The following is a 12,848-nucleotide window of genomic DNA, read 5'->3' as shown; positions in this document are numbered from 1 at the left end:
ATCGCGGGTCCGCTCGAGCCTCAGTTGTGGCCGATCACCGGGTGCGGCTCGTAACCCTCGCCGAGCGCTGCCACTTCCTCGGGCGACAGTGACAACGCCACCGCTGCAGCGGCATCGTCGAGCTGCGGCAGCTTGCTGGCGCCCACGATGGGCGCCGTGACGCCGCGGTGCAGCAGCCAGGCATAGGCCAGCGTCGCGGCGCTCACGCCGCGCCCGGCCGCCATCGCCTTCAGCCGCTCCACGGTGCGAAAGTCGCTGTCGCGGTAGTAGAAGCTCTGCGCCAGGTTGTCGGTCTGTGCCCGCGAGGTGGCGCCCGCCTCGGCATCGCCCCGGCTGCGGTTGCCGGCCAGGAAGCCGCGCGCCAGCGGGCTCCACGGAATGAGCGCCACGCCCTGGTCGCGGCACAGCGGGATCATCTCGCGCTCTTCTTCGCGGTAGGCCAGGTTGTAGTGGTTCTGCATGCTGACGAAGCGCGTCCAGCCGTTGTCCCTGGCGACCTGCTGGGCCTTGGCAAACTGCCAGGCCCACATCGAGCTCGCGCCGATGTAGCGCACCTTGCCGGCCTTCACCACGTCGTGCAGCGCCTCCATGGTTTCCTCGATCGGCGTGGCCGGGTCCCAGCGGTGGATCTGGTAGAGGTCGATGTAGTCGGTGCCCAGGCGCGCGAGGCTGGCGTCGACCGCATGGAAGATGTACTTGCGGCCGAGTCCTGCGCGGTTGGGCGCCGGCTGCGGCGAAGGCGCCACGCCGCCGAATTCGACGCCGACCGGATAGAACACCTTGGTGGCGATGACCACTTCTTCGCGGCGGCAGAACTCGCGCATGAAACGGCCGGTCAGCACCTCGCTTTCGCCGCCCGAGTACATGTCGGCCGTGTCGAAGAAGTTGACGCCCAGTTCGACAGCCCGCTTCACCAGCGGGCGGCTGGCCTCTTCCTGCAGCACCCAGGGCCGCCACTCAGGGGTGCCGTAGGTCATCATGCCCAGCGCGATGCGCGAGACGGAAAGGCCGGTGTTGCCAAGACGGGTGTATTGCATGCGCGAGCTCCTCACAAGAGCTGCGCAGCCTACGCCGGCTTGGCTGGCCTTGCTGTGTGTGGGTCTTGGGCGCTCAGCCCTTCGGGCCGGCGATGCGCGGCGTCGTCACGCGGACGTCACCGTTCTGCGCCCGGTGGCGCAGCGCATGGTCCATCAGTACCAGCGCCAGCATCGCCTCGGCAATCGGCGTGGCCCGGATGCCGACGCACGGGTCGTGGCGGCCATGGGTCTCGACGCTGGTGGGCTGGCCGTCGAGGTCGATCGACTGGCGGGCGGTGCGGATCGAGCTGGTCGGCTTGATGGCAATGGACACGGTGATGTCCTGCCCGGTGCTGATGCCGCCCAGCACGCCGCCGGCGTTGTTGGTCAGGAAGCCGCCCGGGGTCAGCTCGTCGCCATGCTGGGTGCCCTTCTGCGACACGCTGGCGAAGCCGGCGCCGATCTCCACGCCCTTGACCGCATTGATGCCCATCATCGCGTGCGCGATGTCGGCATCGAGCTTGTCGAACAGCGGCTCGCCCAGGCCCACCGGCACGTTGACCGCCTCGACCTGGATGCGTGCGCCCACCGAGTCGCCCGCCTTGCGCAGCGCGTCCATGTAGGCCTCGAGTTCGGCGATCTTGCTGGCATTGGCGGCGAAGAACGGGTTGTCGGGCACATGCTCCCAGCCCTCGAACGGGATGGGCAGCTCGCCGAGCTGCGTCATGCAGCCGCGGAAGGTGGTGCCGTACTGCTCGCGCAGCCACTTCCTGGCGATGGCACCGGCGCCCACCATCGGCGCGGTGAGCCGCGCCGAGGAACGCCCGCCGCCGCGCGGGTCTCGGATGCCGTACTTGTGCCAGTAGGTGTAGTCGGCGTGTCCGGGCCGGAAGGTCTGCAGCAGGTTGCCGTAGTCCTTGCTGCGCTGGTCGGTGTTGCGGATCAGCAGGCAGATGGGGGTGCCGGTGGTCCGGCCTTCGTACACGCCGGAGAGGATCTCCACCGCGTCGGGCTCGTTGCGCTGCGTCACGTGGCGCGAGGTGCCGGGGCGGCGCCGGTCGAGCTCGGGCTGGATGTCGGCTTCGCTCAGGGTCATGCCGGGGGGGCAGCCGTCGATCACGCAGCCGATGGCCGGGCCGTGCGATTCGCCGAAGTTGGTGACGGTGAAGAGGTGACCGAGGGTGCTGCCGGACATGGGGAGACGGGAAAAAGGCCGGGCCCGGGATGCAGGGCGCAACGGAAGGCCGATTTTACGGGGGGCGCCTCGATGCACCCGCCCAAAAGGCAAACGGCCGGCAACTGGTGTGCCGGCCGTGGGCACGTATGCCGGGTCAGGCTTGCGGCTGCGAGCCTTGCTCTTCCTCGACCGGCCAGTCGCGGATGTAGGCCTTGAGCATGCGGTTCTCGAAGTCCTGGCTTTCCACCACGGCCTTGGCCACGTCGTAGAAGGAGATGACACCCATCAGCGTCTTCTGCGACATCACCGGCATGTAGCGCGCATGCCGGTTGAGCATCATGCGGCGCACTTCGTCGATCTCGGTTTCGGGCGTGCAGGTGAGCGGGTGGTCGTCCATCACCGAGCGCACGAGGGTCGAGCCGACCGAGCCGCCGTTGCCGACCACTGCCTGGATCACTTCGCGGAAGGTGAGCATCCCGACGAGATCGCCATGGTCCATGACGACCAGCGAGCCGATGTCGCGTTCGGCCATGGTGCGCAGCGCTTCTGCCAGCGGCTGCTCGGGCACCACGGTGTAGAGCGTGCCGCCTTTGACGCGCAGGATGTCGCTGACTTTCATGGGGGTCTCCTTGGGGGCAGGTCGAAATCAATATAGCCCACAATGCCCGGCGAACACCAGAGCGGCGCCCCTGCAAACCTTTGCAGGATGCTCGCCGCCCGACGGCCCGATCCCACAAGGAGACTCCATGCCCGGCTACGCCGACCCCGGCTTCGACACGCTCGCATTGCACGCGGGTGCCAGCCCCGACCCCGCCACCGGCGCGCGGGCCACGCCGATCCACCTCTCCACCTCCTTCGTATTCCAGGACAGCGACCATGCGGCCTCGCTGTTCAACATGGAGCGCGCGGGCCACGTGTACTCGCGCATCTCGAACCCCACCAACGCGGTGTTCGAGGAGCGCATGGCCGCACTCGAGGGCGGCGTGGGCGCGATCGCCACCGCCAGCGGCCAGGCCGCCTTGCACCTGGCCATCTGCACGCTGGCCGGTGCGGGCTCGCACATCGTGAGCAGCTCGGCGCTGTACGGCGGCTCGCACAACCTGTTGCACTACACGCTGGCGCGTTTCGGCATCGAGACCACCTTCGTGCGCCCGGGCGACATCGACGCCTGGCGCGCCGCCATCCGGCCGAACACCCGGCTGCTCTTCGGCGAGACGCTCGGCAACCCGGGCCTCGACGTGCTGGACATTCCCGCGGTGAGCGCGGTGGCCCATGAGCACGGCCTGCCGCTGCTGGTGGACTCCACCTTCACGACGCCCTACCTGATGAAGCCGTTCGACCACGGCGCCGACCTCGTGTACCACTCGGCCACCAAGTTCCTGTCCGGCCACGGCACCGTGATCGGCGGCGTGCTGGTGGACAGCGGGCAGTTCGACTGGGAGAAGTCAGGCCGCTTCCCCGAGCTGACCCAGCCCTACCAGGGCTTCCACAACATGGTGTTCGCCGAGGAAAGCACCGCGGGCGCCTTTCTGCTGCGGGCGCGCCGCGAAGGGCTGCGCGACTTCGGCGCCTGCATGAGCCCGCACACCGCCTGGCTCATCCTGCAGGGCATCGAGACGCTCTCGCTGCGCATGGAGCGGCACGTGGCCAACACCCGCAAGGTGGTGGAGTTCCTGTGCCGGCAGCCCTTCGTCGAAAGCGTGGCCTACCCCGAGCTCGAGTCGCACCCGAGCCATGCGCTGGCCCGCACGCTGCTGCCGCGCGGCTGCGGCTCGGTGTTCAGCTTCAACCTGAAGGGCGACCGCACCCAGGGCCGGCGCTTCATCGAGACACTGAAGATCTTTTCGCACCTGGCCAACGTGGGCGACTGCCGCTCGCTCGTCATCCACCCTGCATCGACCACGCACTTCCGCATGGACGACGCCGCGCTCGCGCAGGCGGGCATCACCCAGGGCACCATCCGGCTGTCGATCGGGCTCGAGAGTGCCGACGACCTGGTCGAGGACCTGGGCCGGGCGCTCAAGGCGGCTGAAAAGGCGGGGGCGTCGAAATGAAGCTGCAGGTCCAGGGCCGCGAGGCCTATGTCTACACCGGCGGCAAGGCATTCGATGCCGCCCTGCCCTGCGTCGTGTTCGTCCACGGTGCGCTGCACGACCACAGCGTGTGGGGTCTGCAGAGCCGCTGGTTCGCACACCACGGGCGTGCCGTCATGGCAGTGGACCTTCCCGGCCACGGCCGCAGCGCGGGCCCGGCGCTTTCGAGCGTCGAAGCCATGGCCGACTGGCTGGTGGCGCTCCTCGACGTCGCCGGAGTGCGACAGGTCGCGCTGGTCGGCCACAGCATGGGCTCGCTCATCGGTCTGGAGGCGGCAGCCCGGCTGGGCGAGCGCGCCACGCGGCTGGTGATGGTGGGCACCGCCTACCCGATGAAGGTCACGCCTGCGCTGCTCGACATGGGGCGCGACACACCGCTGGCCGCGATCGACCGGGTGAATGTCTTTTCACACAGCACGCTGTCGGCGAAGCCCTCCGCGCCCGGACCCGGCAGCTGGCTGCATGGGGCAAACCGGGCATTGATGCGCCGTCTGCAGGCCGGCTACGCCCTGGCGCATGCAGGCGACAACCTGTTCTCGATCGACTTCAACGCCTGCAACCAGTACGCCAACGGGCTGGCGGCAGCGGCACGGCTGCAATGCCGCGTCGGCATGCTGCTCGGCGAAAAGGACAGCATGGCCATCCCTAAGTCCGCGAGTGAGATGGCACAGGCCACGCAAGCGAGGGTTCTTTACCTCAATGCCGGGCATTCCCTGATGTCTGAGGCACCGGACGGCGTATTGAATGGACTGCGTGACTTGCTGTCGTGAGTCCGTCCCGTTGTCCTGAGTCGTTGGATAGAGGAAGTCCGAATGTCGACCGTTGCGCCCCCTGGCGTGGACCCGAAGAGCTTCAAGAGCTTCGATGAGTTTTATCCCTTCTACCTGAGCGAGCACAGCAACCGCACCTGCCGGCGCCTGCACTTCGCCGGATCCACCCTCGCGCTGGCATGCCTGGCGATGCTGGCCATCACCGGCCGGCCGCAGTACCTGCTGTACGGCCTGTTGTGCGGCTACGGCTTCGCCTGGATCGGGCACTTCGTGTTCGAGAAGAACAAGCCCGCCTCCTTCAAGCGCCCGCTGTACAGCTTCATGGGCGACTGGGCTATGTACAAGGACATCTGGACCGGCAAGATCAAGCTCTGACGGGCGCTTCGGGCCGAGGCTTTCAGGCGCAGCCCAGCGCTGCCTCGCGCTGCTGCAGGAAGCGCCGCACCGCCGGGTCGCTTTCGAGCCCGATCGCACGCCGGTAGGCCTTGGCAGCTGCGCCGGCCTCACCGCAACGCGCCAGCAGTTCGGCCCGCGCGGCCCAGTAGGGCTGGTAATCGCGCAGCCGCGGGTCGGCTGCCAGCGCATCGAGTGCAGCCAGACCCGCCGTGGCACCCCGCGTGCGGGCCAGCGCCACCGCGTGGTTGAGCGCCGCCACCGGAGAGCCGGTGAGCGAACACAAGGCGGCATACAGCTGCTCGATCGCGGCCCAGTCGCTGCTGCCGGTGCGGCGCCGCACCGCATGCGCCGACTGCACCGCCGCCTCGAGCCGATAGCGGCCGACGCCATCACAGCGATTGGCCCGCAACAGCAGCGCCTCCGCCTCGTCGACCAGGCCGGCGTCCCACAACGCCGGATCCTGCTCGGCCAGCGGCACGTATTCGCCAGTGGCGCTGCGCCGGGCAAGGCGGCGGGCATGAGCATGCAGCATCAGGGCCAGCAGCCCAAGCGCCTCGCCGTCGTCGGGCAGCAGGCTCGCGACCAGCCTGCTGAGCCAGATGGCTTCATCGGCCAGGTTGCGCCGATGGGCATCGGTCCCGAGCGGGTCCGACCAGCCTTCGGCATAGGCGGCGTAGATGGCCTCCAGCACCGCATCGAGCCGTTGGCTCCATGCCGCGCGCCCGGGCACCTCGAACGGTATGCCGGCCTGCCGGATCTTTGCCTTGGCGCGCGAGAGCCGCTGCCCCATCGTGGCCGGAGCCACCAGGAAGGCCGAGGCGATGGTGGCCGCATCGAAGCCCAGCACGACCTGCAGCATCAGCGGGGCGCGCACATCGCGCTCGATGCCCGGGTGGGCGCAGGCGAAGAGCAGGCCCAGGCGGCGATCGGGCACCGAGGTCTCGTCGTCGTCGCCCTCGCGGAGCTCACCGAGCAGCTGCAGCTGCTCGCTCGCAGCGTCGCCGCGCAGCCTCAGCCGCACGGCGTCGACCATGCGGCGGCGCGCCACAGTGAGCAGCCAGGCTTCGGGCGAACGCGGCACGCCGCCACGCGGCCATTCGGCCAGCGCGGCGGCAAAGGCTTCGGACAGCGCGTCCTCGGCGCCCGCCACGTCGCGCGTGCGGGCCGCCAGAAACGCGATCAGCTTGCCGTAGCTGTCTCGCGCTGCCGTCTCGGCGGCAAGCGCTGCGACGCCGGGCGGCGGTTCCTGCATTGCAGCAAGCTCAGGCCTGGCCCATCGGCCAGATCGGGCGCACTTCGACGATGCCGTGGCTCGCGCCGGGGCAGCGCGCTGCCCATGACAGGGCTGCGTCCAGGTCGGGCACGTCGACCAGGAAATAGCCGCCCAGCTGCTCCCGGGTGTCGGCATAAGGGCCGTTGAGCACCTCGCTCTTGCCGGATTGCAGCCGCACCGTGGTGGCCGTCTGCGGCGGGCGCAGCCGGTGGCTGCCGCGAAAGACGCCCGCCTTCTGCAGCGCCTCGTGGTAGGCGCCGTAGGCGGCCAGCGCCTCCTTCACCTGCGATTCGCCCAGCCTTTCGAAGCCCGACGGGTCGGAATAGATCAGCAGCATGTATTCCATCTGGAGCGCTCCTTGGTCGTGTGACGGCGGGGCAACATGCCGCGCCTGGACAATGTCGCACGACGAAGGCCGATTTCGACAGCAGGCCGCCATCGAAAGAGCGCGCCAGGCGCGCTCAGGCTGCGAGGCGGTGCGACTGGATGTGGTTGAGCATGTCCTCGACCATCGAGTCGAGCCCAAACTGCGGCATCCAGCCCCAGTCATGGCGCGCCGCGCCGTCGTCGATGGACCTGGGCCAGGTGTCGGCGATGCCCTGGCGGAAGTCGGGCGCGTAGCTGACCGCAAAGCCGGGCACGCGCCGCGAGATCGCCGCGGCGATCTCGGCCGGCGTGAAGCTCACGCCGGCGAGGTTGTAGGAGCCGCGCTCGCGGATGCGTTCGGCAGGCGCTTCCATCAGCTCGATGGTGGCGCGCAGCGCATCGGGCATGTACATCATCGGCAGCCGCGTGTCGGCCGCGAGGAAGCACTCGTAGCGGCCGCTCGCCCGCGCCGCATGGAAGATCTCGATCGCATAGTCGGTGGTGCCGCCGCCCGGCGGTGTCTTGTAGCTGATGAGCCCGGGGTAGCGCAGGCTGCGCACGTCCACCCCGTGCTTCGCGTGGTACCAGGCGCACCAGCGCTCGCCCGCCAGCTTGGAGATGCCGTACACCGTGCCCGGGTCCATGACCGTGTGCTGCGGCGCCGGGTCGGCCGGCGTGCCGGGGCCGAAGGCCGCGATGGAGCTGGGCCAGAAGATGCGATCGAGCTTGAACTCGCGCGCCACTTCCAGCACGTTGAGCAGGCCCCGCATGTTGAGGTCCCAGGCCCACACCGGGTTCTGCTCGCCCCGGGCCGACAGCGCGGCGGCCAGGTGGTAGATCTGCGTGATGTCGTGGCGCCTGACGATCGCCGCGAGCGCGTCGCGGTCGAGCACGTCGAGCTTTTCGTAGCCGGCATCGGGCAGGCGGCCGGTGTCGGCGATGTCGGAGGCGACGACCGCCTGCCGGCCATGCCGCTCCATCAAGGCCTCTGCCAGTTCGCTGCCGATCTGCCCGTTGGCGCCGATGATGAGGATCCTGGTGTGCTTGTTCATGTTCAGCCCCGGATCAGTTCGAGTTCGCGCCCGGCCTGGCTGAAGGCAGCGACCGCGCGTTCGAGGTGCTCGCGCTCATGCACCGCCGACAGCTGCACGCGGATGCGCGCCTGGCCCTGCGGCACCACCGGGTAGAAGAAGCCGATGGCATACACGCCCAGCTCCAGCAGGCGGGCGCTCAGGGCCTGGGCCTTCTTCGCGTCGTAGACCATGATCGGCACGATCGGGTGTTCGCCGGGCTTGATGTCGAAGCCGGCCGCGGTGATGGCTTCGCGGAAATAGCGGGTGTTGGCTTCGAGCTTGTCGCGCAGCGCGGTGGAGCCTTCCAGCAGGTCCAGCACGGCAAGCGACGCGCCCGCGATGGTCGGCGCCAGCGTGTTCGAGAACAGGTAGGGCCGCGAGCGCTGACGCAGCAGCTCGATCACTTCGCGCCGGCCGCTGGTGAAGCCGCCGCTGGCGCCGCCCAGGGCCTTGCCCAGGGTGCCGGTGATGATGTCGATCTTCCCGAAGACGCCCCGGTATTCGTGCGTGCCGCGGCCGGTCTTGCCGAGGAAGCCGCTAGCGTGGCATTCGTCAATGCCCAGCAGTGCGTCATGGCGGTCGCAGATCTCGCGCATCCTGTCGAGCTGGGCGATGGTGCCGTCCATCGAGAACGCGCCGTCGGTGAACACGAGGACGAACCTCGCGCCGGCCGCACGCGCGTCGCGCAGCTGGCGCTCCAGGTCTTCGAGGTCGTTGTGGGCGTAGCGGTAGCGCTTCGCCTTGCACAGGCGGATGCCGTCGATGATGGAGGCGTGGTTCAGCGCGTCGCTGATCACCGCGTCGTGCTCGCCCAGCAGCGGCTCGAACAGGCCGCCGTTGGCGTCGAACGCCGCGGCATAGAGGATGGTCTCTTCGGTGCCCAGGAAGCGTGCGAGCCGCGCCTCGAGATCCTTGTGGATGTCCTGCGTGCCGCAGATGAAGCGCACCGAACTCAGGCCATAGCCGTGCGTGCGCAGCGCCTCGTGCGCCGCCTCGATCACCTTGGGGTGGGACGACAGGCCCAGGTAGTTGTTGGCGCACAGGTTGATGACTTCGCGGCCTTCGGCGGTCCTGACCACGGCGCCCTGCGGCGTGGTGATCACCCGTTCCCGCTTGTACAGGCCCGCCGTTTCGATGCCGGCGAGTTCGCCGCGCAGGTGTTCGTAGAAAGAGTCTGTGCTCATGGCTGCTGCAAGCTTTGTGGTTGGAGCCCGGTAGGGCACACTGCGTTCGCGTTCGACAAGACCTCATTTGCCGAACGATGTTCGATATATCGAACTCGTGTGCAGTATCAGCGACATCATTCGATCAAGTCAACCCATGGCCACCAAGCCCAAGCCCGCCGCCGCCCCACCCAACCCCGCGCACCCGCCACGGGTGGGCGAACGCATCCAGGCGCTGCGGCAGGCGGAGCACCTGTCGATGGACGAGCTGTCGCGCCGCGCCGGGGTGTCCAAGTCCATGCTGTCGCAGATCGAGCGCAACCAGGCCAACCCGACGGTGGCCGTCGTCTGGAGGCTGGCCAATGCCCTGGAAGTGCCGCTGGCCGAGCTCCTGGGCACCGGCGAGCCGGCGCCGCCGACCATCGTGACCGTACCGGCACATGCCACGCCTGCCTTGCGCACGCCCGACCAGCGCTGCGAGCTGCGCATCCTGGGGCCGGTGGAGCTGGCCGGGCAGTTCGAGTGGTACGAACTCACGGTCCAGCCGGGCGGCGCGCTCGAGTCGCAGCCGCATGAGCCTGGATCGCGTGAACACCTGAGCGTGCTGTCCGGCACGCTGGAGGTCACCGCCGGCGACGCGACCCAGCGCCTCAAGCACGGCGAAACCGCCCGCTATGCGGTCGACATGCCGCACGCCATCCGCAACGCCGGCAAGACGGTGGCCAGCGCCTTGCTTGTGGTGCTGCACAGCGCCTGAAGCCCCTGAAGCGCCTGCCGCAGCGTTGTCACCGCGCCGCAGCATCATCGGCCTCGGGGTCGTCCCTATGCCACAGCGGCCGGCGCAGGCCGATCATTCGCAACGATCTGTTTCTGGCTGTCATGCAGGATCCGCGTCTTTCCCACATCGAACGGCTCGTCGATGCCATCGATCTGCCGATCGGCCGCTGGGCGCGGGTGCCGGACGACGGCGACGCGGTGCTCAGCTACTGCAACCGCCCCTACCTGGGGTGGGCGCGGCGGCCGCGCGAGGAGCTCATCGGACAGAGCCTGGCTGCCATCTACGGCGACTCGGCATGGCAGGCCGCCCGTGGCGCCTTTGCCGAGGCCTTCGCCGGGCGCACGACCCACTATGACCGCGAACTCACCCACCTGGCCGGCCCGCCGCGCTGGGCCCGGGTGCAGGTGTTTCCCGACATCGACCCCCACGGCCGGGTCGATGCGGTCTACACCATCGCCTTCGACGTGCATGACTACCGGGTGCAGCGCGAAGCGCTCGAAGCCGCACGCCGCCGGCTCGACCGCTTCACCGAGAACATCCCGTACCCGCTCACCTATGTGGACTGCGGCTTCGTGATCCGCTTCGTCAACAAGGCCTACTGCGCGGCCACCGGCATGCCGCCGGAGCAGCTGATCGGGCAGCACATCGGCCTGATCCGCGGCCCGAGGCGCTGGGCCGAGCACCAGCCCTACTTCGAGCGGGCGGTGTCGGGGCAGCCGGTGCAGTACACCCGCCTGGTCGACCTGCCGGAGCAGGGCCCGCGCTGGCTGCGCACCAGTTACGTGCCCGACTTCGACGACGACGGCAACGTGATGGGCCTGTACACGGTCACGATGGACGTGCACGAACTCACCATTGCGCAGGAAGGCCTGCGCCGCAGCGTCGAGCGGGACGCCGTGACCGACGTGCTGAGCCGGCGCACCATCATGGACCGCATCGACGCTGCACTGGCCGATGCTGCGGTGTCGCCGGTGGCGCTGTTCTTCGTGGACCTCGACGGCTTCAAGGCCGTGAATGACGCGCTGGGGCACCGCGAAGGCGACGCGCTGCTGGTGCGGGTGGCCACTGCCTTGCAGGCGGCGGTGCGCGCCGACGACGCCGTGGGCCGTTTCGGCGGCGATGAGTTCCTGGTGCTGGCCCATGTGCGAGACGCCGCCGGCGCCCGCGCACTGGCGGTGCACCTGCTGAAAGCGCTGGTGCAAAGCGTTGCGGACCTGCCGCCCAGCCACCGGGTCACCGCCAGCATCGGCTACGCGCTCGCGCCGGAAGACGCGCAGAACCCGCACAAGCTGCTGCAGCGCGCCGACGACGCGATGTACGCCGCCAAGCGGCTGGGCAAGAACCGCGCAGTGCACTGCCGCGGCGAGGTCACCCCCCTGGGCGTCAGCGCCGCTGGGTAGTGACTGGTGACTGGTGACTGGTGACTGGTGACTGGTGACCAGTCACTGATCCCAAGTCACTGATCCCAAGTCACTGATCCCAAGTCACTGGTCACTGGTCACTGTTCGAGAAGGTCCCTGACCGTGAGGTCCTGGAAGCTTGCGCGCTGCCAGAAGCCGCGCACCACTGGCGTCGGGTCCAGCAGCAGGCGGCCGATCAGGCCTTTCGCCGGGGTGCTGGCCGGGTCGCACAGCAGCACGAAGCGGGCGGCCCCCTCCTCGTCGAGCCGGCCGACCCAGTCGAGCTCGACCAGTGCTTCGAGGATGGGCTCGATCTGCAGCGGGTCGGTGCGCAGCGTCTCCGACAGGTGTGCCGCACTCAGCCCGTGCGTGCCCACGCTGCGCGCCTTGAACAGCTCGCGCAGCAGCATCACCGCCAGCTCGAAGCGATGGCCGGCCGTGTTCGGCCGGCGCACCACCCGCATCTGCAGGCTCGGCGCATAGGCTGCGATCACCGCGCCCAGCAGCACGATCACCCAGCCGAGGTAGAGCCAGACCAGGAAGATCGGCACGGTGGCAAACGCGCCGTACAGCGTGGTGTAGGTCGGCACATTGCTCAGGTACCAGGCCAGCCCCTTCTTGGCCAGCTCGAAGCCGGCCGACACGAAAAAGCCGCCGGCCATCGCATGCGACCAGCGCACGTGCACGTTCGGCACGTACTTGAACAGCCCCGCCATGCCGAAGGCCAGCAGCAGGAACTCGATGATGTTGAGCAGCAGGCTCACACCGCCCGGCATGTCGGACACGAAGCCGCGCGACGCCGAGATCGCATAAGAGGTCATGCTCAGGCTCACCCCGAGCAGCAGCGGCCCGAGGGTCGCCGCCGCCCAGTACACCAGCACCCGTTGCGCGATCGGCCGCGGCTTGCGCACGCGCCAGATGGCGTTGAGGGTGCGGTCGATGGTGAGCATGAGCGCCAAGGCGGTGAACACCAGCACGATGAGGCCCACCGCGCCCAGCCGGTTGGCCTTGGTGGCGAACTGCGTGAGTGCCGCCAGCACCGGCTTGGCGATGCTGTCGGGCACCAGGCTCTGGATGAAGTACTTCTCGAGCGCCACCTGGAAGCTGCGGAACATCGGGAAGGCGGTGAACACGGCGAGCGTGACCGTGGCCAGCGGCACCAGCGCGATGGTGGTGGTGAAGGTGAGGCTGCTGGCGGTGAGGCCCAGGCGGTCCTCCCGGAAGCGCTGGCGCAGCGTCTTCAGCGTGTCGAGCCATGGCCAGGTCTGCAGCGTCTGCACGAGTTCTGCGAACCGCTCGCGCAACGGGCGCTTCAATGCCTGGGAAACGTTCGGGAGATTCAT

13 protein-coding genes are annotated in these 12,848 nt (G+C 68.8%); 5 read left to right on the top strand and 8 right to left on the bottom strand.

The genetic code is table 11. The features are described from left to right. Nucleotides 1-20: 20 nt before the first annotated feature. The 3 genes from E8D38_RS03365 to E8D38_RS03355 all read right to left on the bottom strand — a co-directional run bounded on the left by E8D38_RS03365 (nt 21) and on the right by E8D38_RS03355 (nt 2,812). Nucleotides 21-1,037, bottom strand: coding sequence for an aldo/keto reductase (locus tag E8D38_RS03365; protein WP_140626320.1), 1,017 nt, complete (start codon nt 1,035-1,037; stop codon nt 21-23). Between the two features lie 73 nt (nt 1,038-1,110). Next, the gene (gene aroC, locus E8D38_RS03360) at nt 1,111-2,211 is read right to left on the bottom strand and encodes a chorismate synthase (RefSeq protein WP_140626319.1); all 1,101 of its coding nucleotides are present in this window, start codon (nt 2,209-2,211) and stop codon (nt 1,111-1,113) included. A gap of 136 nt (nt 2,212-2,347) precedes the next feature. Then, the gene (locus tag E8D38_RS03355; RefSeq protein ID WP_140626318.1) at nt 2,348-2,812 is read right to left on the bottom strand and encodes a CBS domain-containing protein; all 465 of its coding nucleotides are present in this window, start codon (nt 2,810-2,812) and stop codon (nt 2,348-2,350) included. A gap of 127 nt (nt 2,813-2,939) precedes the next feature. Between E8D38_RS03355 and E8D38_RS03350 the strand changes: the two genes are divergently transcribed. Genes E8D38_RS03350 through E8D38_RS03340 form a run of 3 tightly spaced genes read left to right on the top strand, consistent with a single transcriptional unit; the run spans nt 2,940 to nt 5,431 of the window. After that, nucleotides 2,940-4,247 (top strand): O-acetylhomoserine aminocarboxypropyltransferase, encoded by a 1,308-nt coding sequence (locus E8D38_RS03350; RefSeq protein WP_140626317.1) that lies wholly within the window; start codon nt 2,940-2,942, stop codon nt 4,245-4,247. Beyond that, nucleotides 4,244-5,056, top strand: a complete 813-nt coding sequence (locus tag E8D38_RS03345; protein ID WP_140626316.1) for an alpha/beta fold hydrolase — start codon at nt 4,244-4,246, stop codon at nt 5,054-5,056. The genes E8D38_RS03350 and E8D38_RS03345 overlap by 4 nt, the downstream gene beginning before the upstream one ends. Before the next feature lie 42 nt (nt 5,057-5,098). Continuing rightward, on the top strand, nt 5,099-5,431 hold the full coding sequence (locus E8D38_RS03340; protein WP_140626315.1) for an Mpo1-like protein: 333 nt from the start codon (nt 5,099-5,101) through the stop codon (nt 5,429-5,431). 22 nt (nt 5,432-5,453) lie between these two features. Here E8D38_RS03340 and E8D38_RS03335 read toward each other — a convergent pair whose 3' ends face one another. The 4 genes from E8D38_RS03335 to kbl form a co-directional block, all read right to left on the bottom strand. Further along, a complete protein-coding gene (locus E8D38_RS03335) occupies nt 5,454-6,704 on the bottom strand; it encodes an RNA polymerase sigma factor (RefSeq protein ID WP_140626314.1) in 1,251 nt (416 codons plus the stop codon). A gap of 10 nt (nt 6,705-6,714) precedes the next feature. After that, entirely contained in the window at nt 6,715-7,071 is a 357-nt protein-coding gene (locus tag E8D38_RS03330) for a YciI family protein (RefSeq protein ID WP_140626313.1), read from the bottom strand. Between the two features lie 115 nt (nt 7,072-7,186). Next, nucleotides 7,187-8,143, bottom strand: a complete 957-nt coding sequence (locus E8D38_RS03325) for an NAD-dependent epimerase/dehydratase family protein (RefSeq protein ID WP_140626312.1) — start codon at nt 8,141-8,143, stop codon at nt 7,187-7,189. Nucleotides 8,144-8,145: 2 nt separating this feature from the next. Beyond that, the gene (kbl, locus tag E8D38_RS03320) at nt 8,146-9,348 is read right to left on the bottom strand and encodes a glycine C-acetyltransferase (RefSeq protein ID WP_140626311.1); all 1,203 of its coding nucleotides are present in this window, start codon (nt 9,346-9,348) and stop codon (nt 8,146-8,148) included. A 136-nt stretch (nt 9,349-9,484) separates the two neighbouring features. Between kbl and E8D38_RS03315 the strand changes: the two genes are divergently transcribed. Both E8D38_RS03315 and E8D38_RS03310 read left to right on the top strand, forming a co-directional pair. Next, the gene (locus tag E8D38_RS03315; RefSeq protein WP_140626310.1) at nt 9,485-10,084 is read left to right on the top strand and encodes a helix-turn-helix domain-containing protein; all 600 of its coding nucleotides are present in this window, start codon (nt 9,485-9,487) and stop codon (nt 10,082-10,084) included. A gap of 122 nt (nt 10,085-10,206) precedes the next feature. Next, nucleotides 10,207-11,505 carry a sensor domain-containing diguanylate cyclase gene (locus E8D38_RS03310; protein ID WP_140626309.1) on the top strand — a complete coding sequence of 433 codons (1,299 nt, stop codon included), beginning with the start codon at nt 10,207-10,209 and terminating at the stop codon, nt 11,503-11,505. A gap of 98 nt (nt 11,506-11,603) precedes the next feature. Here E8D38_RS03310 and E8D38_RS03305 read toward each other — a convergent pair whose 3' ends face one another. Beyond that, the gene (locus E8D38_RS03305) at nt 11,604-12,848 is read right to left on the bottom strand and encodes a YihY family inner membrane protein (RefSeq protein WP_246099335.1); all 1,245 of its coding nucleotides are present in this window, start codon (nt 12,846-12,848) and stop codon (nt 11,604-11,606) included.

This window comes from Methylibium rhizosphaerae, from assembly GCF_006386545.1.
GTDB lineage: Bacteria > Pseudomonadota > Gammaproteobacteria > Burkholderiales > Burkholderiaceae_C > Pseudorivibacter > Pseudorivibacter rhizosphaerae.
The sequence above is the reverse complement of the archived record's forward strand: the minus strand, read 5'-3'. Positions and strand labels throughout refer to the sequence as shown.

Bases quoted from the DNA above. Each gene is read 5' to 3' on its own strand.
- E8D38_RS03315 (WP_140626310.1), top strand. From the start codon at position 9,485: ATGGCCACCAAGCCCAAGCCCGCCGCCGCCCCACCCAACCCCGCGCAC.
- E8D38_RS03335 (WP_140626314.1), bottom strand. From the start codon at position 6,704: ATGCAGGAACCGCCGCCCGGCGTCGCAGCGCTTGCCGCCGAGACGGCA.
- E8D38_RS03340 (WP_140626315.1), top strand. From the start codon at position 5,099: ATGTCGACCGTTGCGCCCCCTGGCGTGGACCCGAAGAGCTTCAAGAGC.
- E8D38_RS03350 (WP_140626317.1), top strand. From the start codon at position 2,940: ATGCCCGGCTACGCCGACCCCGGCTTCGACACGCTCGCATTGCACGCG.
- E8D38_RS03355 (WP_140626318.1), bottom strand. From the start codon at position 2,812: ATGAAAGTCAGCGACATCCTGCGCGTCAAAGGCGGCACGCTCTACACC.
- E8D38_RS03365 (WP_140626320.1), bottom strand. From the start codon at position 1,037: ATGCAATACACCCGTCTTGGCAACACCGGCCTTTCCGTCTCGCGCATC.
- E8D38_RS03305 (WP_246099335.1), bottom strand. From the start codon at position 12,848: ATGAATCTCCCGAACGTTTCCCAGGCATTGAAGCGCCCGTTGCGCGAG.
- E8D38_RS03325 (WP_140626312.1), bottom strand. From the start codon at position 8,143: ATGAACAAGCACACCAGGATCCTCATCATCGGCGCCAACGGGCAGATC.
- E8D38_RS03310 (WP_140626309.1), top strand. From the start codon at position 10,207: ATGCAGGATCCGCGTCTTTCCCACATCGAACGGCTCGTCGATGCCATC.
- aroC (WP_140626319.1), bottom strand. From the start codon at position 2,211: ATGTCCGGCAGCACCCTCGGTCACCTCTTCACCGTCACCAACTTCGGC.
- E8D38_RS03345 (WP_140626316.1), top strand. From the start codon at position 4,244: ATGAAGCTGCAGGTCCAGGGCCGCGAGGCCTATGTCTACACCGGCGGC.
- kbl (WP_140626311.1), bottom strand. From the start codon at position 9,348: ATGAGCACAGACTCTTTCTACGAACACCTGCGCGGCGAACTCGCCGGC.
- E8D38_RS03330 (WP_140626313.1), bottom strand. From the start codon at position 7,071: ATGGAATACATGCTGCTGATCTATTCCGACCCGTCGGGCTTCGAAAGG.